This window comes from Nonomuraea sp. NPDC048892 (assembly GCF_040649735.1).
GTDB lineage: Bacteria > Actinomycetota > Actinomycetes > Streptosporangiales > Streptosporangiaceae > Nonomuraea > Nonomuraea maheshkhaliensis.
This window is the reverse complement of the sequence record NZ_JBEZFZ010000007.1, coordinates 404389-427173: the sequence shown is the minus strand read 5'-3', so window position 1 is coordinate 427173 and position 22785 is coordinate 404389. Positions and strand designations below refer to the sequence as shown.

The window sequence follows — 22785 nt, the reverse complement described above, 5'->3', positions numbered from 1 at the left end:
CATGCAGGGGGCACCCCGGCCTGACGCGGCCGTCCACCCGTGGGGAGGACGGCCGCGACCGATCGGTCTGGCGGGTCAGCGCTCGTCGTGACGGCGGCGCCAGCGCTCTTCCATGCGTTCCATGAAAGTGCCCCGGTTGCCCCGGCGGGCCTGCTTGCCCGGAGGAGCGGCGGCGCCGGCGGCGGGGGCGGCGTCACCGAACCCGTTCATCTTTTTCCAGCTGGACAGGCCCCACAGACACGCGGCGAGCATGACCACGAAACCGCCGACGCCGAGCGGGATCAGAGCGTTGCCGCTCATGACGACGCCGATCATCATCACCACGACACCGAGGGCAAAGCCGATGGAGGCTTTGACCAGGCGGCGCTTGTAATGGCTGCGCGGATCGCTGATCCTTACGGTGTTGGCCCACTTCGGGTCCTCGGCGTAGAGGGCCTGCTCGATCTGGTCGAGCAAGCGCTGCTCGTGCTCAGAGAGCGGCACGGCGCCTCCCAAGGACGGCCCCAGGACGGGGAAGACGGCAACGGACGACACGGGGTGTCCGAACCTCGCGGTCGGTCATCCCCAGAATACGAGGCTGTAGACGTAGGCGAAAGCAAACGTCCAACGCAGACCAAACCGGAGGTGACGTCATGGCTCTATTGTGGACCATCTCGCCCCCCTCTCCCCAAAATCCTGACACGGATGCCCCCACCAAGTCCGGACATCGAACGTCATGTCTCTATTTCATCAAGCTTGCCACGTACTAGCGACGCCGGGAGCACCGCATCGGGCCCGAATCTTCGAATGGCCTTGTCCATGGCCTGCTCCGCCTCGCGCCACCCGGTCTCCTTCTCGCCGAGGCTGAGCTGCCGGGTGGCCTCTCCGGCCGGCCGCAGATTTTCCATCCTGACCCCCACCAGGCGCAATCGCACCCGATCGAGCCCGGCCGCCTCGAACAGCTCGACCGCGGTGGCGTAGACGACCTGGGCCACGTCGGTGGGCTCACGCAGCGTGCGCGAGCGGTTGATCGTGGTGAAATCGGCGCGGCGTAGCTTCACACTTACAGTTCTTCCCACGTGACCGGCCTTACGCATGCGCGCGGCCACCCGCTCGGAAAGACGCAGCAGCTCCCGCTTGATCACCTCGGGGTCGTCCACGTCGGCCGCGAACGTCTCCTCGTTGCCGATGCTCTTGTCGGGCACGTGGGAGGTCACCGGCCGCTCGTCGCGGCCCCAGGCCAGCGCGGCCAGATGGCCGCCCACGGCCTGGCCCAGCTCGCGCTGGAGCGTCGCCGGCGGCACCCTGGCCAGGTCTCCGACCGTGCGGATGCCCAGGCGCACCAGGGACTGCTCGGTGCGCTCGCCGACGCCCCACAGGGCCGAGACGGGCAGCGGGTGGAGGAAGCCGACCACCTGATCGGCGGGCACCACCAGCAGCCCGTCGGGCTTGCACTGCTTGGAGGCCAGCTTTGCCACGAATTTGCTGCTGGCAACGCCCACGGAACACGTGATGCCGAAGCGGTCGAGGACCTGCTCCCTGATCATGGCGGCCACGGCCGCGGGCGGCCCGAGCCGCCGCCTGGCGCCACCGACGTCGAGGAACGCCTCGTCGGACGCGATGGGCTCCACCAGCGGGGTGATCGTGTGGAAGATCTCCATGACGCCCTTGGAGACCTCGGCGTATTTCCCGTGGCTGGGCGGGATGATCGTGGCCCGCGGGCAGAGCCTGCGCGCCCTGCTCATCGGCATCGCGGAATGGACGCCCTGGGCCCTGGCCTCGTAGGTGGCGCTGAGCACGACACCGCGCCCGGCGGGCGAGCCCACGATCACCGGGCGGCCGCGCAGCTCCGGCCGTTCGAGCAGCTCGACGCTGGCGTAGAAGGCGTCCATGTCGACGTGGAGGATCGGGCAGCCGCTGTCATCGGCCCCGGTGCGTGGAGCGGGGCCGATGCCGGTGATCTGCTTGCGAGACACGCGACCGATTCTATCCGAACAGGCGTTCTACACCGAGGGGGGTGGCCATCGATTCTTTCCTCTCCCGATCCACTTCCGGTGCCACTTCCGGCGCCGCTTCCGGTGCCCCGTTCACGTCCGTGGCGGGCTCAGTTGCGGTGCGCGAGCACGTGCAGCTGGGTCGCGACGTCGCGCAGCACGGGATGGGTCGCGGCGGCCTGCTCCAGCGCCACCAGGGCCTCGGCCGCGCCCGGTTCGCCGTCCACGAGCCGGCTCGGCACCAGGTCGGCGAAGACGCGCACGCCGTGGACGGGACCGGGCGAGAAGCCGGTCGCGGTCAGCAGCTCGACCAGCGTGTCGGCGGCGAAGCGCCGGGGCGTGGGGTCGCGGTCGCCCCAGCTGCCGCTCGGGTCGGTCAGCACCGCCCTGGCCTCGTCGAACTGACCGGACAGCGCCCGGTGGATGGCGCTGGCCACGGGGTTGGCGGCCAGCACGCTGACGGCACCGCCCCTGCGCAGCAGGCCCGCGACCGCGGTCAGCGCGCTGATCGGGTCTTCGACGTATTCCAGCACGCTGTGGCAGAGCACCAGGTCGGCGCAGTCGCGGCTGAGCAGCTCGCCAAGGTCGGCGGCGTCACCCTGGAGGCCGCGCACGGCCACGCCCTTCTCCTTGGCGCGGCGCTCCAGCGCGGCCAGCGAGTCGGGGCTCGGGTCCACGACCGTGACGGCGTGCCCGAGCAGGGCCAGCGGCACGGCGAACCCGCCGGTGCCGCCGCCGGCGTCGACGATGTCGAGCGACTCGCGGCCGGTGGCCGCCGTGCGCTCGGCCAGCATGGACCGCAGCGCGTCCCAGACGACGGCGGTCCGCACCGCCGGGGTCCTCGTGACGCCTTCAGCGCGCAACGTCGGCTCGCCTCCCTCTCCCTGAGCGACGCCCGGACGGCGAACGCCCTCGCGCCCGTCGCCCTCGCGCCCATCGCCCTCGCGAACGTGCACGTCGCGCCGGGCCTTCCTCGTGGACTCGACTCGTGGACTCCTGGACGGGCCCAGCCTACGCCGTACGCCGGAGCTCCCGCTCCCCACCGGCGAGACTCCCCCGCGGTCCTTGACCGGGGGCATGGAACGGGGGCGGCGACACAGGGGCCAGGAACGGAAGATGGGGAGGTGTGAAAACGGAAAGGGGCGCGTCGCGGCTGGTGACGCGCCACTTGTCCGTACGGCCGCGAGGTGCGCGGGCACAGGCCGGGCGGAGGCGCCAGACCTGGCCACGCGAGCCCGCGCGGGCCGGCGTGGTTGGAACGTACCCCGAACACGCCCTCCAGGCCCGCCGAAACGGGGTGTCTAAAGGGTGAGGCTTGGCTTGAGTTGTTTGAAGCGGGCCAGCAGCCCGTTGACGAACTGGGGGGATTCGTCGGTCGAAAGCTCTCCCGCCAGGTGCACCCACTCGCTGATGACCACGCCCTCCGGCACGCCGGGGATCCACAGCAGCTCGTAGGTGCCGCCACGCAGCAGGTTGCGGTCGACCGCGGGCATCCGGTCGAGCGTCCAGCCCTCGGCGTAGGTGGTGATCAGCTCGTCGATGCGCGCGTGGTGCCTGGCGACGCCCTCGACGATGGCCGAGGTGTATTCGTTGACCGGCGGCTCCTGCCGCTCCACGCGCTCGGCGAGGATCTTCAGCGGATCCTCGCTGCGCAGCTCTGCCTCGAAGAGGATGTCGAGCGCTCTTCTGCGTGCTTTGCCGCGTGCCGACACCTCAGGCCCGGCCGAGGTATTCGCCGCTGCGGGTGTCGACCTTGACCCTCTCACCGGTGGTGATGAACAGCGGCACCTTGATCTCGGCGCCCGTCTCCAGCGTGGCGGGCTTGGTGCCGCCGGTGGAGCGGTCGCCCTGCAGACCCGGCTCGGTCTCGGAGATGGTCAGCTCGACGGCCGCGGGCAGGTCGACGTAGAGCGCGGAGCCCTCGTTGAAGGCGACCGTGGCCAGAGTGTTCTCCAGCATGTAGTTGGCGGCGGTGCCGACGGTGCCCTGGGGCACGTTGACCATGTCGTAGGTCTCGGTGTCCATGAACACGAAGTCGTCGCCGTCCTTGTAGGAGAACTGCATCTCGCGCTTGTCGACGTTGGCCACGTCGACCTTCACGCCGGCGTTGAAGGTCTTGTCGACGACCTTTCCGGAGAGCACGTTCTTGAGCTTGGTGCGCACGAACGCGCCGCCCTTGCCCGGCTTGACGTGCTGGAACTCCACAACGGCCCACAGCTCCCCGCCGTCGAGCTTCAGCACCATGCCGTTCTTGAGGTCGTTGGTCGTCGCCACTCGTTCTTCTCCCGCGTGTGGCCGCTCTAAAGGACGAGCAGCTCCTTGGTCGTCTTGGTGAAAAGTTCCGGCCCGCCCTCACGTGTCACCAGGGTGTCCTCGATGCGAACCCCGCCCCGGCCAGGAAGATAAACCCCGGGCTCGACGGTGATCGGAACTCGATCCTCTAGTCTACCGGTCCTGGCGGGGCCGAGGAACGGCTCCTCGTGGATCTCCAGGCCGACGCCGTGGCCCAGACCGTGCCTGAAGTGGCCTCCGTGGCCCGCCTCCTCGATCACGGAGCGAGCCGCCGTGTCGACCTCCCTGGCCGTGGCGCCGGGCGCGAGCGCGTACCGGCCGGCCCGCTGGGCGGCGGCGACGAGGTCGTAGAGCTCGCGCTGCCAGGCGGCGGGCAGACCGAGGCTGACCGTCCTGGTCATGTCGGCGTGGTAGCCGTCGTACCGGGCGCCGAAGTCCATCGTCACCAGGTCTCCGGCGCGCAGCTCCCTGGAGGTGGGGGCGTGGTGCGGGACGGCGCCGTTCTCCCCCGCGGCCACGATCGTGTCGAACGCCGGCTTGTCGGCGCCCAGCTCGGCCATGCGGCCCTCCAGCAGGCGGGCCAGCTCGCGCTCGGTCATCCCGGGCGCGATGGCGGGGCAGACGTCGGTGAACGCCTGGTCGGTGATCGCGCATGCGGTACGGATGCGGTCCAGCTCGGCGTCGTCCTTGACCGCCCGCAGCGGCTCCACCACCGGCCCCAGCGGCACGAGCCGATCCCCCCGCCCATCCCCGAGCCTCAGGTAGGCGGCCACGCTCATGCTCGCCGCCTCGATCCCCGTTCCCGGCTCCGCCAGCCGGCCCGCCACGTCGGCCGCCTCCTCGCTGGGGACGTCGAGCGCGCGGGCCGCCTCGATGTAGCGGTTGTCCGTGACCAGCAGCGCGCCGCCGTCGGCCCGGATCAGGACGGCGGCGTTCGAGCTGGCCAGCCCGGTGAGGTAGCGGACGTTGACGGGGGAGGTGACGAGCAGGGCGTGGACGCCGTGGCCGGGCAGCAGCCCGGCCACCCGCGCCCGGCGCGCCGGATAGTCGAAGCTCATGGGGTCAACCTACGCGCTATGCCCCAATCGTCACTTTCGCCCTTCGCGTCCGGTCAGGCGCCTCGGCCGTACCGGTCGGGGATGCGCCAGTCGAGCAGGAACCTGGCCGCGGGGCCCGTCCCGTTCATGTCGCCCTTCTCCTGGGCCCGTATCAGGTCGCGGTAGACGCCGGCGATGTGGTCCAGAGCGGAGTCGACGTGTCCCTCGCGGGCCTTTCTGGCGGCTTTGCGCAGTTTCTCGCGGGCCTTGCCGGCGACCGCGGGGTTGATGCCGTTCGTCCGCTCCTGGGCGGTGATCGCCTCGTCGAACCTCTGCAGCCACTTGCCGTACCCGCCGGCCGGGGCCACGTCCCCGAGGGTCGCCTTGGGCGCGGCGGTCTCGATCAGCGAGGTCGGCTCGTCGTCGGGGTCGAGGGTGCGCACCAGGCCGGACTCGTCGTCGGTGGGCGTGGGGGACGGCGAGGTGGGGGGCGGCTCCTCGGTCGTGAGCGTGGGGGACGGCGTCGGGCTCACCACCGCGACCGGCGCCTCCTGCCTGGCTCCCGCCCACATCACCATGCCCACCGTCACGGCCGCGATGACCAGGACGGCCACGCCCAGCTGGATCACCAGCTTGCGGTTGGGCCCCGAGGGCGGGGCGGGCTCCAGGTCTCCCGCCTGGTAGATCGCGGTGTCACCGGCGCGCGGCGGCGCCCCGCCGAGGTGCTGGAACACCTCGGTGGCACCCGAACCGGCCCCCTGCCCAGCCCCGGCCGCCGGTCCCGCACCGGCACCCATCGCACCCGCGGCACCGGGTGCCGGACCCATCGAGCCCGCCGCACCGGGCGCCGTGCCCATCGTGCCCGTCTGGCCGGGCACCATACCCATCGCGCCCGGAGCGCCGGGTGCCGTGGGAGGCGCCTGGGGGGCGGGTTTGGGCCGGGCGATGGCGGCCAGGGTCCTGCGGATGTTCTCCCCGCTGGTGGGCCGCTGCGCCGGATCCTCGGCGAGCATGGCCAGCAGCAGCCGGTCGAGCTCCGGCGGGACTTCGCCCCTGATCGCGCTGGGCGGGACGGGCCGTCCCCCGCTCTCCCCCGCCGTCTCCGCGGGCACCCGCCCGCACAGCAGCTCGTAGCAGACGCAGCCGAGCGCGTACACGTCGCCGGGGGCCTGGGCGGGCTGCCCCGCGGCCCGTTCCGGCGCCGCGTACCGCTCGTCCCCCCGTACCGGCTCGCGGTCGTCCATCCCGAACCCGACGACCTTGAGCACCCCGCTGCTCGCCAGGCGGAAACTGTCCGGATCGACCTGCCCGTGCACGACGCCGGCCCGGTGCGCCGCGTCGAGCCCGGCCGCGGCCTGGCCGATCAGGTCGCACACCTCCATGATCCGCAACTGCCCGCGCGCCGCGCGCTCCTCGCGCAGGCTGTTCCCGGTGAGGTACTCCATCACCAGGAACGGCGCCCCTTCGTGCTCGCCGACGTCCAGCACCATGGCCGCGTTCGGATGGATCACTCTGGCCACGGCCTGGGCGTGCTGCCTGAGCACCTCCCGGGTGCCGGCGCCGGCGGCCTTGGCACCGAGCACCTTCACGGCCACGACCCAGTCGGCCCGCGTGTCGTATCCGCGCCACACCTCGCCCATCGGTCCGCTGCCGATGCGCTCGTCGAGCCGGTACCGGTCAGCGATCAAGGACGGCGCGCGCTCCGTCGCGTCGGACATATCCCCGCCAATTACTCGAAAATTGAGATTTCCGACCACCATAGGCCCCCACGGCCCCTGCCGCCCCTCCAACGTCCCGTACGGGCCCGTACGCCTCCTCCAACGAATAAGGGAGGGGGCGGAACTCCGCCCCCTCCCCTCGCGTGCTGAAACAGCCGTCAGGCCGCCGTCATCAGGCCGCCGTCATCAGGCCACCGTCATCAGGCCACCGTCATCAGGCCACCGTCATCAGGCCACCGTCATCAGGCCACGGCCGGCTGCGGGACGCGCGGCGCGGGCGCGTCGTCGAGCGACTGCGGCGGCGCGTTGAAGACCGCCGTGTCCAGGCGGCCCTCCGAGCGCGCCACCAGCACCGGCACCACCATCTGACCGGCCACGTTGGTCGCGGTGCGGATCATGTCGAGGATCGGGTCGATGGCCAGCAGCAGCCCGACGCCTTCCAGCGGCAGCCCCAGCGTGCTCAGGGTGAGCGTCAGCATGACGGTCGCGCCGGTCAGGCCCGCCGTCGCGGCCGAGCCGACCACCGACACGAACGCGATCAGCAGGTAGTCACCCACCCCGAGCTGCACCCCGAACACCTGCGCCACGAAGATCGCCGCCAGCGCCGGATACACCGAGGCGCAGCCGTCCATCTTGGTGGTCGCGCCGAACGGCACCGCGAAGGCGGCGTAGTCGCGGTCCACGCCGTTGCGCTCGATGGTGACCCGCTGCGTCAGCGGCAGCGTGCCGACCGACGAGCGGGAGACGAACGCCAGCTCGATCGCGGGCCAGGCGTTGCGGAAGAACGCGACCGGGCTGACCTTGCCCCACACCGCGAGCAGGGCCGGGTAGACGGCCAGCAGGACGATGAAGCAGCCGATGTAGACCCCGGCGCTGAACTTGGCCAGCGGCGCGAGCAGGTCCCATCCGTACGTGGACACGGCCTTGCCGATCAGCCCCGCCGTCCCGATGGGCGCCAGGCGGATGACCCACCACAGCGCCTTCTGCACCAGCTCAAGCACGGAGCGGGCGAGGCCCAGGAACGGCTCGGCCTTCTCGCCGACGGCCAGGGCCGCCGCGCCGAGCACAGCGCCGAGGAAGACGATCTGCAGGACGTTGAGCTCGGTGAAGGCGGTGACGATGTTCGTCGGGACGATGCCGGTGACGAAGTCGAGCCAGGTGCCGGCGTTCTCGGGGGCCTTGGCGGCACCGGTGTCGAGAGTGACGCCCTGGCCCGGGTTGATGACCAGGCCGAGTGCGATGCCGACGACGACGGCGATCAGCCCCGTGGCCAGGAACCAGAACAGCGTCTTGCCCGCCAGCCGGGCCGCGCCGCTGACATTGCGCAGGTTCGCCACGCTGACCAGCACGGCGGTGAAGACGAGGGGCGGCACGGCCAGCTTGAGGAGCTGGACGAAGATCTGGCCGACCCTGGTCAGGGTCTCGGTCAGCCAGGTCACGTCCCACGTTCTGGCGGCGAAGCCCAGTGCCACGCCGGCGACGAGGCCCAGCAGCAACTGCAGGGAGAAGGAGAATCTCTTCACGGAGGGGTACGACTTCCGGTGTGAGGGCATGCCGAGGGCACGCCCGGGTGAGGACATGGACGAACGCGGGCGGAGCGGTCAGTAACACATCGATCCGTGCAGGCGGCACAGATCGATGTGCAGCCGCTCCACGAGCCACACGATCACCAGGGAGAACCTCACGAGTCCCCACAACACCGGCAATTATGGCCGGATTCCCCCATTCGGGGTGATTCACCTCACTCTGCGGCGATCTCCTTGATCGTCTCGATCAGCCGCAGCCGCTCCTCGTGCGTCCGGCCCAGCGGCGTCACGTTGAGCGTGGTCACGCCCGACTCCTTCAGCGCCCGCACCCGGTCGCGCACGAAGCCCTCGGTGCCGATCAGCGACATCTTCTCCAGCAGCTCCGCCGGGACCTGCGCGGCCGCCTCCTCCTTCTTGCCCTCCAGGTAGAGGTCCTGGATCAGCTCGGCCTCCTTCTCGTAGCCGTAGCGCCTGGCCAGGTCGTTGTAGAAGTTCTTGCCCCTGGCGCCCATGCCGCCGATGTAGAGCGCCGCCATCGGCCGCCCGAACTCCAGCAGCCCCGCCACGTCGTCGCCGATCGCCAGCGACGCCTGCGCGATCACGTCCAGCTCGCCCAATTCGGGGTCGCGCCTGGCCTTGCCCGCGGCCAGGGCCGGGCCCCAGACGTCGGCCGCCTTCTCGGGCACGTAGAAGATCGGCTCCCAGCCCTCGGCCACCTCGGCGGTCAGCTCGACGTTCTTGGGCCCGATCGCGGCGACCACGATGGGGATGCGGGCGCGTACCGGATGGTTGATGAGCTTCAGCGGCTTGCCGAGCCCCGTGCCCTGGCCGGCGGGCAGCGGCACGGTGTAGTGGCGCCCCTCGAAGTTCACCCGCTCGCGCCGCCAGACCTGGCGGCAGATCTCGACGACCTCCCTGGTACGCCCGAGCGGCGCGGTGTACGGCACCCCGTGGAAGCCCTCGATCACCTGCGGCCCGGAGGCCCCCAGGCCGAGCGTGAAGCGCCCGTCGGAGACGTAGTCCAGGCCCGCCGCCGTCATGGCGAGCAGCGTCGGCGTGCGCGAGTAGATCGGCAGGATGCCGGAGGCGATCTGCAGCCGCTCGGTCTTCGCCGCGATGTAGCCCATCTGGCTGACGGCGTCGAACGAGTACGCCTCGGCCACGAAGACGATGTCGAGCCCGGCCTGCTCGTAGTCGGCCAGTTCGGCGACCGTCTCCTTGAAACCGCCCGAGTAATTGAGTGCCATCCCGATGCGCATGCCGGCTCCCGCCCAACCGAATGATGTTCTGTTATGCCGGGAACACTCTATCGTGTCGGCGTGGCGGACCGGGAGCCGCTAGCCTGGATCAAGTGCTGAGCCGGGTCGTCGTCGTCGTATCCGCCGTGGTGGCCGTGGCCCTGGCGGGTCATCAGCTCATCCCCGCGCTCGGCGGATTCACCCCTGTCATGGAGAGCCTGCTGCCCTGGCTGGGGCTGGCGGTGCCGGTGCTGCTGGCCGCCGCCGCCATGGCACGTTCCACCAGGGCCGCCGCCGCCGCGCTGGTGCCGGGGGTGGTGTGGGCGGTGATGTTCGGCTCCGCGCTGCTGCGCACCCCGCCCGGCGGGCCCAGCGACCTGACCGTCGGCACCGTCAATGTGGGCGTGCGCAACAGCGCCTCGGGCGAGGCCGTACGCGCGATCGCCAAGGACCTCGACGTCCTGGCCGCCCAGGAGCTGACCAGCGGCGGGCCCGCGGCCAAACAGCTCAACAAGATGTTCAAGTACCACTATCCGGTCAGCACGGTCGGCCTGTGGAGCCGCTACCCGATCAGCGACACCAAGCCGCTCGACGTCGGCATGGGCTGGCCGCGCGCCCTGCGGGCGGTCGTCTCCACGCCCAAGGGCAAGGTGACCGTCTACGTCATGCACCTGGCCTCGGCCAGGCCCGGCCACACCACCTCGCGTGACGCCTCGCTGGCGCAGGCGCGCAAGCTCATCGACGCCGACCCGAGCAAGCGCATCCTGCTGCTCGGCGACCTCAACACCGCCACCACCGACCGGGGCATGCGCGGGCTGACACCGCCGCTGACCGACGCCCAGAGCGCGGCGGGCGACGGGTTCGGGTTCACCTGGCCGGCCGAGTTCCCGATCACCAGGCCGGACCACATCCTGTTCAAGGGCATGACCGCCACCGAGGCGGGCGTCGCCCCGGCGACCGGCAGCGACCACCGCGCCGCCATCGCCTCCCTGCGCCTCTGAACACGCCCCTGAGCACGTCTCTGAGTCGCCTCTGAGCGCCCATGCGGCGTCCGGGCGCGCACGAGGCCGGACGCACGGGCATCCGGGCGCCCGGCTAGGTGAGCGACGCCCCCGAGCGGCCGGCCGCCTGAGCGCCGGCCTTGAGCCGCAGCCGGTCCAGGTCCTGCGGGGTGTCGATGTCGGCGGGGTCGCCGTGCTCGTCGCAGGCCACCTCGGTGACCAGCTCGGGATGCGCCTTCATGAACGGCCGCGCCCCCACGTCGCCCACCGCCAGCGCGGACACCTCGGCGAAGTGCTCACGGGCGATCAGCACCGGGTTCCTGCGCCGGCCCCCGTAGGTCGCGACCGCCAGCCCGGCGCCGGAGCCGATCAGCGCGCGTACCGCGCCCGGCCCGATCAGCGGCTGGTCCACCAGCGCCACCACCACCGACTCCGCCTCCTCCGGCAGCGCGGCCAGCCCCAGCCGCAGGGAGGAGCCCATGCCGGTGGCCCAGTCCGGGTTGCGTACCGTGACCGCGCCGCGCACCTGCACCGTGGCCGCGCCGAGCACGACAACGACCGGATGGCAGCCGCCCTCCTCCAGCAGCCGCACGCCGCGCTCCACCAGCCGCTCGCCCCCGAACTCGACCAGCGCCTTGGGCCGGCCCAGCCGGGTGCCCTCACCGGCGGCCAGCAGCAGCCCAGCGACCCTGCCCGACCTCACGGCGCCTCGTGCCCGCTCTCGGGCCCGCTCTCGGGCCGGCCCTCGGACTGTGCCTCGGGCTGCATCTCGTGGTGGATGCGGCCATCCGTCACGGACAGCGGACGCCCCGAGCCGCCCCAGCGCAGCTGGATGAGCTCGGCGGCGATGGACACGGCCGTCTCCTCGGGCGTACGCGCGCCGAGGTCGAGGCCGATCGGCGAGCGCAGCCTGGCCAGCTCGGCCTCGGTGAGACCGGACTCGCGCAGCCGTTCGAGCCGGTCCTCGTGGGTGCGGCGGGACCCCATCGCGCCCACATAACCCGCGCCGGTACGCAGCGCCACCTCCAGCAGCGGCACGTCGAACTTGGGGTCATGGGTGAGCACGCAGATGACCGTGCGCTCGTCCACCCGCACCGAGGCCAGGTAGTCGTGCGGCCACTTGACCACGACCTCGTCGGCGTCGGGGAAACGCTTAGCGGTGGCGAAGATCGGCCGCGCGTCGCACACGGTGACGTGGTAGCCGAGGAACTTGCCCACCCTGGCCACCGCCGCGGCGAAGTCGATCGCCCCGAAGACCAACATCCGCGGCGGCGGCGCGAACGAGTGCACGAACACCGCCAGGTCGTCCAGCCGCCGCTCCCCCTGCCCCCCGTAGTGGCGCAGCCCGGTCAGCCCCTGGGCGAGCATGCCGCGGGCGTCGTCGTCCACGGCCTCGTCGAGCCGGTCCAGGCCCAGCGTGCCCACGGAGCGGTCGGTCCAGATGATCCGGCGCGCGCCCACCCGGCCGGGGCCGGAGACGATCGTGGCCACCGCGACCGGCTGGTGCGCCTCCACCGACGCCGCGATCTCCCCCAGCTCGGGGAACGTCTCCAGCGACACGGGCTCGACCAGGATGTCGATGATGCCGCCGCAGGTCAGGCCGACGGCGAACGCGTCGTCGTCGCTCACCCCGTACCGCTGCAGCACGGGGGTGTCGATCTCGGCGGCCAGCTCGAACACCGCGCCCTCGACGCATCCGCCGGACACGCTGCCGACGACCTCGTCGCCGCGCACCGCCATGGACGCCCCCGGCTGCCTGGGCGCGCTGCTCCACGTGCCCACCACCGTGGCCAGGCCGAACTTGAGCCCCGACCGCCACCACTTCATGATCTCCGGCAGCACGTCACGCATGGGCGAGCCTTTCGCTGAGTCGTTCGTAGGCGGCCAGGCTGTGCCCGGCCACCAGGTCGTCGAGATGGGGCAGCGCCGCGCGCATGCCGCCGGTGAGCGGCTGGTAGTCCGCGTACCCCTTGTGCGGGTTGACCCAGATCACCTTGTACGCCTGCCTGGCCAGCCGGGCCATCTGGGCGCCCAGCAGCTCGGGATCGCCGCGTTCCCACCCGTCCGAGGCGATCACCGCGATCGCGCCCCTGGCGCTGTAACGGGCGAGGAATTCCTTGAGTTCCGCGCCCAGCCGGGTGCCGCCGCTCCAGTCGGGGATGACCTTGGACGCCTCGTTCAGCGCGGTGCCGGGGTCGCGGTGGCGCAGCTCGGCCGTGATCGGGGTGAGCCTGGTGCCGACCGAGTAGACCCTGGTGAACCTGGGCTCGCTCCTGACCAGCGCGTGGGCGAAGCGCAGCAGCGTCTCGGCGTACGGGGCCATGGAGCCGCTGACGTCCACCAGCAGCACGACCGTGCGCGGCTTGGAGGTGTGCCTGCGGTGGCGGAGCCTGGCCACCTCGCCCTTCCTGAGCGCGTCGCGGATCGTACGGCGCTGGTCGAGCACTCCCCTGTGGGCGCTCTCGAAGCGGCGCGAGCGCCGCCGGGCCCGGCCGCCCTTCAGCATGGCCAGCATGCGATGCACCTCGGCCCGTTCTGCCTCGCTCAGCCTGGCCACATCACGATGGCGCAGCACCTCCATGCGGCTCGCGGTCGCCGGGGCCGTCGTGCCGTCGTCCTCGCCCGTCTCGCCGTCGCCGTCGCGCGCGGCCAGGTGGCGGGTGACGCTCGTGACCGTCGTACGCGCCGGCGTGGCCCGTTGCCCGCCGAAGTAGGCGGCGAAGCAGCGGTCGTAGCGGGGCAGGTCGTCGGGCGTGGCGCAGAGCGTCAGCCGCCCGGCCCAGTAGACCTCGCCGGGGTCGTCCACGTCGAGGTGGCCGAGGGCGCGCAGCAGGTTCTGGGTCCGCTCGTGATCGGCCGCGACGCCCGCCGCGCGCAGTGTCCTGGCGAACCCCGTCATGGTGGCGGCCAGCTCATTCATGGGAGAGCAGCCCGTTGCCGAGCACCGCCGCGACGTCCTCCCGGTACTTCAGCGCCGCGCCGAGCGTGGCGGCGGCCCGGTCGGGGTCGAGCTCCTTGGCGCCCAGCGTCAGCAGCGCCTCGGTCCAGTCGAGCGTCTCGGCCACCCCCGGCGGCTTGACCAGGTCGGCCCGCCGCAACCGTTCGGCCGCCCGCGCCACCTGGGCCGCCAGCGTCTCGGTGCACTCGGGCAGGCGGCGCAGCAGGATGGCGACCTCGCGCTCGAAGCTCGGGTGCTCCAGCCAGTGGTAGAGGCAGCGGCGCTTGAGCGCGTCGTGCACCTCGCGGGTCCTGTTGGAGGTGACCACGACCACCGGCGGCGTGCTCGCCTTCACCGTGCCCAGCTCGGGGATGGAGATCGTGAAGTCGGAGAGCACCTCCAGCAGGAACGCCTCGAACTCGTCGTCGGCCCGGTCGATCTCGTCCACGAGCAGCACGCTGGGCTGCGTCTCGACCGCCTTCAGCAGCGGCCTGGCGATGAGGAACCGGCGGTCGTAGATCTCGCCCTCCAGCCTGGCCACGTCGGTGATCCCGGCGGCCTCGGCGGCCTTGAGGTGGAGGAGCTGGCGGGCGAAGTCCCAGTCGTACAGGGCCTGGGCCGCGTCCAGGCCCTCGTAGCACTGGAGCCTGATCAGCGGCGCGTCCAGCAGTGCGGCGAGGGTCTTGGCCAGCTCCGTCTTCCCGACCCCCGCCTCGCCTTCGAGGAAGAGCGGCCGTCCCATGCGCAACGCCAGGAAGGCCGCCGTGGCCAGGCCTTCGTCTGCCAGGTAGGCGTGCCGGTCGAGGAGCTCGATGAGCTTGTCCGGCGACTCGATGTCCATTGTCCTGATTGTCCGCCGCAGCACCCCTTCAGGCTACGTCCACACGCGGCCTTGCGATATTCACCCGCGTATCGACCCGGAGTGACCGTCACGAACTGTAAGCTTCTGCTCACCGAACGAAGGGACGACAAGGCATGCCCCCGAGCCTTGCGCACGACATACCGATGGAAGAGCTCCGCCGCGGCCCGGACCTCGGCGTCGAGTCGCCGGCCCGGACGCAGATCGGTGAGGATTGATGCTGATGCAGCTCAGTACGCCCGAGCCCTGGGACAGACCCGTGTCACCGGAGGCCAGGCAGCGGAGCAAGATAACCGCGGCGCGGCGGGCGATCGACGTCGCCCTGCAGACCCGCTTCCTGTGGATCAGCCGGGAGAGGCGCGAGGCCATCTTCTCCTGCGAGGACCTCGACGACCTGCAGCACCTGCTCATCCGCATCCTCACCGTCGACACGGTGGACGAGCTCTTCCCCGAACCGGGCTAGGCCGACCCTCGGGTGCCTCCCCGGATCAGGGCCGTCTCGCGGCTCCGGATCAGGGCCCTTCCTCCCGCGCCTCCCCGCGCTCCCGGATCAGGGCCCTCAGCTCGGCCAGGGCCTGACGGGCGCGCTCCTTCTCCGAGCCCTGGATGCCCATGGCCCCGACGGTGTGGCCGTCGGAGAAGTCGATCTTCGGCCACGGATCACCCACCACCATCGTGACCTCCAGCGCCTCAGGCCACGTGTAACGGTGGGTGCGGACGGCGTTGACGATCGTCAGGCCCTTCTCGTCGGCCTCCACCCGCACCCGGCCCAGCAGATGGAGCACGTACGCCACCGCGCATCCGAACGCCACGATCGCCACCCGGTCGGGCAGCTGGAACGGCGGCGCGATGAGGACGGCCATCACCACCGCCCCCAGCACGATCACGACGGCGAAGCCGTAGGCGACGAGGCGCCCCCGGCGCGGGCGCCAGGTGACGGGCAGGGGCGGCGGGGACACGGGCTCTGACACGAGGGAAACCTACCGTAGATCAGGCCAGGTCCCTCAGGAGGAGGGCGGTCTCAAGCGCGGCGACGGCCGACTCGTACCCCTTGTCCTCCTTGCTGCCCGGCAGGCCCGAGCGGTCGAGCGCCTGGTCCATCGTCTCGCAGGTGAGCACGCCGTTGCCGACCGGTGTCCGTTCGTCGAGCGAGATCCGGGTCAGGCCGGCCGTCACCGAGTCGCAGACGTAGTCGAAGTGGGCGGTCTCGCCGCGGATGACCGCGCCCAGCGCCACCACCGCGTCACAGCGGCGGGCCAGCGCCTGGGCGACCACCGGGATCTCCAGCGAGCCCGGCACGCGTACGACCGTGGCCGTCGCGCCGCTGTCGGCGCACGCCTGCACGGCGCGCGACACCAGCTGGTCGGTGATCTTGGCGTGCCAGCTCGCCGCCACCACGCCCACCGTCAGCCCCGACGCGTCGGGCGCCGAGGCGCCCGGCCGTCCTTCCCCGCTCATATCTCCCCCTTCAGCCGTAGCCGGTTGTCTGCCCTGGTCACGATGCCTCCGAGATGTCGTGGCCGAGGCGGTCGCGCTTGGCCCTGAGGTAACGCTCGTTGTACGGGTTCATCGCCACGGGCATGGGCTCGCGGCCGAGGACCTTGATGCCGTAGCCGTCCATGCCCTTGAGCTTGGCCGGGTTGTTGGTCAGCAGCCGTACCGACTTGACGCCGAGGTCGGCCAGGATCTGGCCCGCGTTGGAGAACTCCCGCGCGTCCACTGGCAGCCCCAGCTCGACGTTGGCGTCCACGGTGTCGCTGCCGTTGTCCTGGAGGCTGTAGGCGCGCAGCTTGGCCAGCAGCCCGATGCCCCGCCCCTCGTGGCCGCGCAGGTAGACGACCACGCCGCGGCCCTCCTGGGCGATGGCCGACATGGCGTGGTCGAGCTGCACCCCGCAGTCGCAGCGCAGCGAGCCGAACACGTCGCCGGTCAGGCATTCGGAGTGGGCCCGCACCAGGATGTTCTCGCCGCCGGCCAGGTCGCCGAAGACGAGCGCGACGTGCTCGCCGCCGTCGAGCGCGCTGGCGTAGCCGAAGGCCCGCCACATCCCGTACGCGTTGGGCAGCCGCGTCTCGGCGACCCGCGTCACCATGCTCTCGGCCCGCCGCCGGTAGTCGACGAGCTGCTCGATGGACACCAGCGCCAGATCGTGCTCGTCGGCGAAGCGGCGCAGCTCGGGCAGCCTGGCCATGGTGCCGTCGTCGTTGACGACCTCGGCCAGCGCCCCCGCCGACGACAGCCCGGCCAGCCTGGCCAGGTCGACGGCCGCCTCGGTGTGGCCGCGCCGGGCCAGCACGCCGCCCTCGTGGTAACGCAGCGGGAAGACGTGGCCTGGGCGGACGAGCTCGTTGGGCTCGGTGGCCGAGTCGGCGAGCGTGCGGATCGTCTTCGCCCGGTCGGCCGCGGAGATGCCCGTGGTGACGCCGTCGCGGGCGTCCACGGTGATCGTGTACGCCGTGCGCATGCGCTCCTTGTTGTGGAACACCATGAGCGGCAGGCCGAGCCGGTCGAGCTCCTTACCGTCCATGGCCACGCAGATCATGCCGCTGGTGTGCCTGATCGTGAACGTGCACAGCTCGGGCGTGGCCTTGGCCGCGGCGAAGATGAGGTCGCCTTCGTTCTCCCTGTTCTCGTCGTCGACGACCACCACGGGCTTGCCGGCCCGGATGTCCTCGATCGCGCGCTCGATCGGGTCGAGCGTGATGCCGCTCACTGTGCCACCGCCATTTCCCCCAGTGGCGCGGAACGGTATTCGCGCAGCCACTTCACGAACCCGACCAGCACCAGGACGAAGAAGATGCCGTACACGTAGCCGGAGACCACCAGTCCCGAGCTGAACGCGAGCGGCACCCCGACCAGGTCCACGGCCACCCACACGATCCAGAAGTCCACCAGCGCCCTGCCCTGCGCCCAGGTCGCCAGCGCGCTGCCGACGAAGATGTAGGCGTCGGCGGCCACCAGGAAGGCGCCCTTCGGCAGCGGCTCGTGCGCGCCCCACGACAGGCCGGTCACGAAGAACAGCACGCCCACCGCGGCGGTGCCCAGCACCATGAGGCCGATCAGGGTCAGCCGCTCCCACGGCCTGGCGGGCCTGACGGCCAGCTTTTTACCGTCCTGGGTGCCGCGCCGCCACGCCCACCAGCCGTAGACCGCCAGCCCCGCGAACAACGCCTGCTTGAGCGCGTTACCGGTGATGTGCGCGTTGATCGAGGCGATGAACAGCAGCACCGAGCCGGTGAACTGCACCGGCCACGTCCACATCGACCTGCGCATGGCCAGCAGGACCGTCGACAGGGCGGCGATGTTGCCGACCAGGTCGGTCCAGAGCACATGGGTGCCGAATATCTTGAATCCGGCCTCGGCCCAGTTCACTGCCTGACCACCAGCCTCTCCACATACTTCGCGATCACGTCGACCTCGATGTTCACCATGTCTCCCACCTGGCGTTCGGCCATGGTGGTGAGCTTCAGCGTGGTCGGGATGAGACTCACGCCGAAGCTTTCGTCGTCAACCGTGGTGACCGTCAGGCTGATTCCGTCGATCGCGATCGAGCCCTTCTCCGCGACGTAGCGGCTCAGCGCGGGCGACAGGGAGAAGCGCAGGTCGTCCCAGCTCTCGCCGGGGTCGCGCGACAACAGCACGGCGGTTCCGTCCACGTGGCCCTGCACGATGTGGCCGCCGAGGCGCTGGTCGGCGCGTACGGCCCGCTCCAGGTTCACCGCGGAGCCCTCGGTGAGGGCGCCGAGCGAGCTGCGTTCGAGCGACTCCTTGATCACGTCCACGGTGAACACGTCGCCCGCGACCTCCACGACCGTGAGGCACACGCCGTTGACGGCGATCGAGTCGCCGTGTTTCGCGTCGGAGGTGACGACCGGGCCGCGCACCGACAGCAGGGCTCCTCCGCCCTCCTGCCTGATCGCCACCACTTCGCCCAGTTCCTCGATGATTCCGGTGAACATCACTTCTCCCTGCCTGGTTGGGGGTTGGGCCGGGCGATCAGCCTTATGTCCGGCCCTATCTGGGAAATTTCGTCAAATGTCAGGCGATGCGACTCGCCGATCGTGCGCACTCCCGCGCCGCCGAGCGCCGCCCGCCCGGAGCCGAGCAGCGCCGGCGCCACGTACGCCACCACCCGATCGACCAGGCCCTGCCCGACGAACGAGCCGGCCAGCGTCGGCCCGCCCTCCAGGAAGACGCTCACGACGCCGCGCGCGGCCAGCTCACGCAGCAGGACCTCCAGGTCCAGGCCGGCGCCGCGGCGCGGCACTCGGATCAGGTCGACATCGCCGCGCGGCGGGTCGCTCTCGCGGTCCGGCGCGAGCTGCGGGCCGGTTGCGTGGTGCGGCGCGCGCAGCAGATCGGCCTCGATGCCGGTACGGGCGTCGTCGGCGACGGCGACGAGCGTGGGCGCCTGGCCGTCGAGGACCCGGGCGGACGGGGGCGTCCTGCCGTCGGGATCGACCACCACCCGCAGCGGCGCGCGCCCCTCGGCAGCCTGGCCGGCGGGACGGGCCGTGAGCAGGGGGTCGTCGGCGAGGACGGTGCCGATGCCCGCGACGATCGCGTCGGCGGCGGCCCGCAGCCGGTGCACGTCGGCCCTGGCCTCAGGGGAGGTGATCCACTGGCTGGTGCCGTCCTCTGCCGCCGACCTGCCGTCGAGCGTCGCGGCGAACTTCCAGGTCACGTGGGGCCGTCCGAGCCGCGCGTACGTCAGCCACTCCTCGTTGACCCGCTCGGCCCGCTCGGTCAGCACCCCGAAGGTGACCTCGACGCCGTGGGCACGCAGCCGGGCCGCGCCGCCGGCGGCCTTGGGGGTGGGATCGGGGACGGCGACGACCACGCGGGCCACCCCGGCGTCGAGGAGGGCGAGGCTGCACGGCCCGGTGCGGCCGGTGTGGTCGCAGGGTTCGAGGGTGACGTAGGCGGTGCCGCCCTTGGCCCGCTCGCCGGCCCGCTCCAGCGCGACGATCTCGGCGTGGGGGCCGCCCGCGTACGCGTGGAAGCCCTCGCCGGCGACCTGGCCCGCGGAGTCGAGCACGACGCAGCCCACGACAGGGTTGGGGCTGGTGGTGCCGTGTCCGCGCCCGGCCAGCTCGACGGCCCGCGCCATGGGGGCGACGTCTTCGGCGGGTATCTCCACCCGGGTCTCCTACTCGCCAGTAGCTCAAAGCCATGGCGGGCCCCGGGGGATCTCGCCGCGGCGCACCCTCGTGCACCACGGCAGGCGCCCGGCTGGGACGCCGGACACCTCGCGCGCTTCCTCCCATCCGGACTTTAACCGTCGGTCCCGGAATTTCACCGAGTCAACCGGCCGATGGCATCGGCCGGGTCGCGGACTGTCACCGCCGGTTCGGAATTTCACCGACCCCGGAGCACGCTAGCTCTCTTTCGGCCTCCAGTCTGCCATGCCCGTTATGGGAAGCGCGACCGCCCCCGCCTATTTGACCAAGCGCTCGTTCAAGCAGCCATGAGCCGGTGCGCGCGCCGCGCCGCCGGGCTGTAGCGGACGTGCCCGGGGACCAGGCCGAGCCCGGTGTGCAGCGTGCGCAGCGTCGCTGTGGCCCACAGGTCGCCGACCGGCGTCGCGGGCAGGCCGTAGAGCCGGCGCGCCCAGCGCGGCAGCGTGGCGAACGCGAGCAGGGTCAGCGCGGGCATGGCGGGCTTGAGCGGGGTCAGCAGGCGCGGGAGGGGCGCGTTGAGCGACAGCCGCAGCGGATGGGCCGCCTCGGGGACGAAGCGCAGCCCCGGGCGTTCGGCGTCGATGTATTCGCGCAACTCGGCGACCGAGCCGGGCACGTCGTCCGGGTCGAGGCCCACCACCTCGGCCGCCCTCCGCCACTCGGCGACGAACGTGTCGGCCTCGTCGTCCGACAGGCGCACCCCGGCGCGGCGGGCCACCGACAGGTAGGAGTCGACCTCGCCCACGTGCACCCACCGCAGCGCGTCGGGCTCGTCGAGACGGAACCTGCGGCCGGTGTCGGGGTCGTAGGCGGTCAGCGTGGCGTGGATCTTGCGTACACGGCGGCCGGCCCGCTCGACCTCGGCCATGGTGCCGTAGGTGCGCACACGGACGAACTCGGTCGTCCGTACGAATCGTGACCAGGACTCGTGCGGGTCCATGAGCGCGGAGTTCTGCAGGACGCCGCGCATCGCCCGCGGATGCAGCCCCTGCATCAGCAGCGCGCGGAAGCCGCCCACCAGCAGGATCGGCTCACCCATCACCCGCCACGTCACCGAGCGGGGCCCGAAGATGCCATGGTCGCTCATAAGTGAAGAGTTACCCAGCTAACGCCCGCTTCATGTCACATCTCCCAGTCCCGGCTTCCTGCCACGAAGCGAAACGAACGGACGGAAGGTGGAAGGACCATGGTCACGAAGTGGCGCGAACCACTGCCACGAGCGCTGTCACAAAGTGGCGCGAATGGCCGCGGCGCGGAGCTCGTCGATGGCGACCACCGGGTCGGAGGCCCCGTAGACGGCGCTGCCCGCCACGAACACGTCGGCGCCCGCCGAGGCGCAGCGCTCGATCGTGCCGGCGTCCACACCACCGTCGACCTGCAGCCAGACCCTGCCGCCGTGCCGGCCGATGAGCTCATGCGCCCGCCGGATCTTCGGCAGCACCACGTCGAGGAACTTCTGCCCGCCGAACCCCGGCTCCACGGTCATCAGCAGCAGCATGTCGACCTCGTCCAGCAGGTCTTCGTACGGCTCCACGGGGGTCGCCGGGTTGAGCGCGAGCCCTGACCTGGCGCCGAGTGCGCGGATCTCCCGCAGCGTACGGATGGGCGCCTTGGCCGCCTCCGCGTGAATCGTCACACTGCCCGCCCCCGCCTCCGCGTACTGCGGCGCCCAGCGGTCGGGGTCGGCGATCATGAGGTGACAGTCGAGCGGGGTGTCGGTCGCCTTGCGCAGCGCCTCGACCACGGGCAGCCCGAGGGTCAGGTTGGGCACGAAGTGGTAGTCCATGACATCGACGTGCAGCCAGTCGGCATTCGGCACGGCGGCGGCCTCATCGGCGAGCCTGGCGAAGTCGGCGGCGAGGATGCTGGGCGAGATCTGTACGGCCATGATGGCCCAGTGTATTGAAAATCCCCACGTCCCCGGCCCGCTCGCCCACCCCCGCACGACCACGAGCGACCTTGGGCCGCCCGCACCTGCCACGGTCGGCCCCCAGGGGCCATCTCCCCCGGGGCCATCTCAGCGGGTGGCCTTCTCCCGTGTGGGGCGCGACATGAGCCCGAGCCTGATGAACAGCACAGGCGCGCCCACCTGCACCCACAGGGCCAGCAGCGCGTACCCGACGTACGTGGCCACCGCACCGCCCGGCAGCAGTTCGCGGCCGGCGTACCAGATGGCCACCGCCACGACCGTGCCGAGCGCCCAGCGAGCGGCGCGCAACCGCAGCGGGCCGCCCGCGTCGAACCAGCCGAGCCGGTACATGATCGACGTCCCGGCCAGCGTGCCCAGCAGCACGCCCGCCATGATGACGATCGGCTCCAGACTCTCGGGATCGATCACGCCGGCCGAGCTCCAGCTACGCGGCACGACCCATCCGGCGTACGGCGCGTTGGCCAGCGCGGCGGCGCCGATCAGCGCGGCGGACAGCCCCGCCGAGGCGACGAGCTGCGCCCACAGCGGAAGGCCGTGCCACCAGCGCGTGGCGGGCCGCTCCATCCGGTTCGCCACGAGCAGGACGACCAGCCCCAGCAACACCCCGGCCACCACGTCGGAGATGAAGTGCACGCCCAGATACACCCTGCTCAGACACACCAGCGCGATCAACGACCCCGCCGCCCACCACGCCCACGGCCGTCCCACCTCGGAGGCGAGCCGGCCCAGGCCCGCGGTGCCGTTCTGGGCATGCCCAGACGGCAGCCCGAACGCCCCCTCGACCGACAGCGGCTGAACCCTGGCGTCGATCCAGTACGGCCTGGGCTGGTGCGCGGCCAGCTTGCCGATCATGTTCGTGGCGGCGGCCAGCAGAACCACGAGCCCGAGCCGCAGACCCAGCGCCGGGCTCACGCACCAGTAGAGCACCGGCAGGCAGAGCAGGAAGAACGTGTCCGTGCCGAACACCGACACCAGCTCCAGCACGGGGCGCACGGCGTCGGGCAAGCCCTGAAGCCAGATGATCGGCCCCAGCTCCGCCAGGTGAAGGTCATCGAGGAGATCCACGCCGTCGATCGGACCACACGCCCCTTCC

At 71.5% G+C, this 22785-nt stretch carries 25 protein-coding genes and 1 riboswitch; of the genes, 2 read left to right on the top strand and 23 right to left on the bottom strand.

Annotated elements, in window-relative coordinates; genetic code table 11:
* Window positions 1-75: 75 nt before the first annotated feature.
* From AB0C28_RS26065 to AB0C28_RS26020, 10 genes are all read right to left on the bottom strand, one after another.
* Entirely contained in the window at window positions 76-483 is a 408-nt protein-coding gene (locus AB0C28_RS26065; RefSeq protein WP_357852496.1) for a DUF3040 domain-containing protein, read from the bottom strand.
* A 230-nt stretch (window positions 484-713) separates the two neighbouring features.
* Entirely contained in the window at window positions 714-1955 is a 1242-nt protein-coding gene (dinB, locus tag AB0C28_RS26060) for a DNA polymerase IV (RefSeq protein ID WP_357852238.1), read from the bottom strand.
* Window positions 1956-2083: 128 nt separating this feature from the next.
* Complete coding sequence (locus tag AB0C28_RS26055; RefSeq protein ID WP_357852235.1) at window positions 2084-2803, bottom strand: methyltransferase domain-containing protein; 720 nt, start codon at window positions 2801-2803, stop codon at window positions 2084-2086.
* A 471-nt stretch (window positions 2804-3274) separates the two neighbouring features.
* Complete coding sequence (gene nusB / locus AB0C28_RS26050) at window positions 3275-3685, bottom strand: transcription antitermination factor NusB (RefSeq protein WP_357852233.1); 411 nt, start codon at window positions 3683-3685, stop codon at window positions 3275-3277.
* 1 nt (window position 3686) lies between these two features.
* Window positions 3687-4247, bottom strand: coding sequence for an elongation factor P (gene efp / locus AB0C28_RS26045; protein WP_346107765.1), 561 nt, complete (start codon window positions 4245-4247; stop codon window positions 3687-3689).
* A gap of 26 nt (window positions 4248-4273) precedes the next feature.
* Window positions 4274-5323 (bottom strand): aminopeptidase P family protein, encoded by a 1050-nt coding sequence (locus AB0C28_RS26040; protein WP_358078008.1) that lies wholly within the window; start codon window positions 5321-5323, stop codon window positions 4274-4276.
* 53 nt (window positions 5324-5376) lie between these two features.
* Window positions 5377-6990, bottom strand: coding sequence for a serine/threonine-protein kinase (locus AB0C28_RS26035; protein ID WP_358078004.1), 1614 nt, complete (start codon window positions 6988-6990; stop codon window positions 5377-5379).
* Window positions 6991-7262: 272 nt separating this feature from the next.
* The gene (locus AB0C28_RS26030) at window positions 7263-8543 is read right to left on the bottom strand and encodes a dicarboxylate/amino acid:cation symporter (RefSeq protein WP_357852223.1); all 1281 of its coding nucleotides are present in this window, start codon (window positions 8541-8543) and stop codon (window positions 7263-7265) included.
* 78 nt (window positions 8544-8621) lie between these two features.
* Window positions 8622-8717 carry a putative leader peptide gene (locus AB0C28_RS26025; protein ID WP_357852220.1) on the bottom strand — a complete coding sequence of 32 codons (96 nt, stop codon included), beginning with the start codon at window positions 8715-8717 and terminating at the stop codon, window positions 8622-8624.
* 44 nt (window positions 8718-8761) lie between these two features.
* Window positions 8762-9805 (bottom strand): LLM class F420-dependent oxidoreductase, encoded by a 1044-nt coding sequence (locus tag AB0C28_RS26020; protein ID WP_357852217.1) that lies wholly within the window; start codon window positions 9803-9805, stop codon window positions 8762-8764.
* 92 nt (window positions 9806-9897) lie between these two features.
* On the opposite strand from AB0C28_RS26020, the gene AB0C28_RS26015 reads away from it, so the two are divergent.
* Entirely contained in the window at window positions 9898-10785 is an 888-nt protein-coding gene (locus tag AB0C28_RS26015; protein WP_357852215.1) for an endonuclease/exonuclease/phosphatase family protein, read from the top strand.
* A gap of 94 nt (window positions 10786-10879) precedes the next feature.
* Here AB0C28_RS26015 and AB0C28_RS26010 read toward each other — a convergent pair whose 3' ends face one another.
* Genes AB0C28_RS26010 through AB0C28_RS25995 form a run of 4 tightly spaced genes read right to left on the bottom strand, consistent with a single transcriptional unit; the run spans window position 10880 to window position 14564 of the window.
* Entirely contained in the window at window positions 10880-11488 is a 609-nt protein-coding gene (locus AB0C28_RS26010; protein ID WP_358078001.1) for a nucleotidyltransferase family protein, read from the bottom strand.
* Complete coding sequence (locus tag AB0C28_RS26005; RefSeq protein ID WP_358077999.1) at window positions 11485-12636, bottom strand: XdhC/CoxI family protein; 1152 nt, start codon at window positions 12634-12636, stop codon at window positions 11485-11487. Before AB0C28_RS26005 ends, AB0C28_RS26010 begins: the two co-directional genes overlap by 4 nt.
* Window positions 12629-13705, bottom strand: a complete 1077-nt coding sequence (locus AB0C28_RS26000; protein ID WP_357852206.1) for a VWA domain-containing protein — start codon at window positions 13703-13705, stop codon at window positions 12629-12631. Before AB0C28_RS26000 ends, AB0C28_RS26005 begins: the two co-directional genes overlap by 8 nt.
* Window positions 13698-14564, bottom strand: a complete 867-nt coding sequence (locus AB0C28_RS25995; protein ID WP_357852202.1) for a MoxR family ATPase — start codon at window positions 14562-14564, stop codon at window positions 13698-13700. Before AB0C28_RS25995 ends, AB0C28_RS26000 begins: the two co-directional genes overlap by 8 nt.
* Window positions 14565-14805: 241 nt before the next feature.
* On the opposite strand from AB0C28_RS25995, the gene AB0C28_RS25990 reads away from it, so the two are divergent.
* Window positions 14806-15045, top strand: a complete 240-nt coding sequence (locus tag AB0C28_RS25990; protein ID WP_357852199.1) for a hypothetical protein — start codon at window positions 14806-14808, stop codon at window positions 15043-15045.
* Window positions 15046-15094: 49 nt separating this feature from the next.
* Here the strand turns inward: AB0C28_RS25990 and AB0C28_RS25985 are convergent, their stop codons facing one another.
* The 9 genes from AB0C28_RS25985 to AB0C28_RS25945 all read right to left on the bottom strand — a co-directional run bounded on the left by AB0C28_RS25985 (window position 15095) and on the right by AB0C28_RS25945 (window position 22757).
* Window positions 15095-15553: a PH domain-containing protein gene (locus tag AB0C28_RS25985; protein ID WP_357852196.1), complete on the bottom strand. Its 459-nt coding sequence runs from the start codon at window positions 15551-15553 to the stop codon at window positions 15095-15097.
* Window positions 15554-15572: 19 nt separating this feature from the next.
* Window positions 15573-16040 (bottom strand): 6,7-dimethyl-8-ribityllumazine synthase, encoded by a 468-nt coding sequence (gene ribH, locus AB0C28_RS25980; protein WP_357852193.1) that lies wholly within the window; start codon window positions 16038-16040, stop codon window positions 15573-15575.
* A gap of 37 nt (window positions 16041-16077) precedes the next feature.
* Window positions 16078-17295 (bottom strand): bifunctional 3,4-dihydroxy-2-butanone-4-phosphate synthase/GTP cyclohydrolase II, encoded by a 1218-nt coding sequence (locus tag AB0C28_RS25975; protein ID WP_358077996.1) that lies wholly within the window; start codon window positions 17293-17295, stop codon window positions 16078-16080.
* Window positions 17292-17954, bottom strand: a complete 663-nt coding sequence (locus AB0C28_RS25970; protein WP_357852187.1) for a nicotinamide mononucleotide transporter family protein — start codon at window positions 17952-17954, stop codon at window positions 17292-17294. Before AB0C28_RS25970 ends, AB0C28_RS25975 begins: the two co-directional genes overlap by 4 nt.
* Window positions 17951-18541, bottom strand: coding sequence for a riboflavin synthase (locus AB0C28_RS25965; RefSeq protein WP_357852184.1), 591 nt, complete (start codon window positions 18539-18541; stop codon window positions 17951-17953). The genes AB0C28_RS25970 and AB0C28_RS25965 overlap by 4 nt, the downstream gene beginning before the upstream one ends.
* Window positions 18541-19722 carry a bifunctional diaminohydroxyphosphoribosylaminopyrimidine deaminase/5-amino-6-(5-phosphoribosylamino)uracil reductase RibD gene (ribD, locus tag AB0C28_RS25960; protein WP_358077994.1) on the bottom strand — a complete coding sequence of 394 codons (1182 nt, stop codon included), beginning with the start codon at window positions 19720-19722 and terminating at the stop codon, window positions 18541-18543. Before ribD ends, AB0C28_RS25965 begins: the two co-directional genes overlap by 1 nt.
* A 109-nt stretch (window positions 19723-19831) precedes the next feature.
* Window positions 19832-19962, bottom strand: a riboswitch (FMN riboswitch).
* Window positions 19963-20039: 77 nt separating this feature from the next.
* Window positions 20040-20849: an oxygenase MpaB family protein gene (locus AB0C28_RS25955; protein ID WP_357852178.1), complete on the bottom strand. Its 810-nt coding sequence runs from the start codon at window positions 20847-20849 to the stop codon at window positions 20040-20042.
* Window positions 20850-20987: 138 nt separating this feature from the next.
* On the bottom strand, window positions 20988-21650 hold the full coding sequence (gene rpe / locus AB0C28_RS25950) for a ribulose-phosphate 3-epimerase (RefSeq protein WP_357852176.1): 663 nt from the start codon (window positions 21648-21650) through the stop codon (window positions 20988-20990).
* A 129-nt stretch (window positions 21651-21779) separates the two neighbouring features.
* On the bottom strand, window positions 21780-22757 hold the full coding sequence (locus AB0C28_RS25945) for a phosphatase PAP2 family protein (protein WP_357852173.1): 978 nt from the start codon (window positions 22755-22757) through the stop codon (window positions 21780-21782).
* Between the last annotated feature and the right edge of the window lie 28 nt (window positions 22758-22785).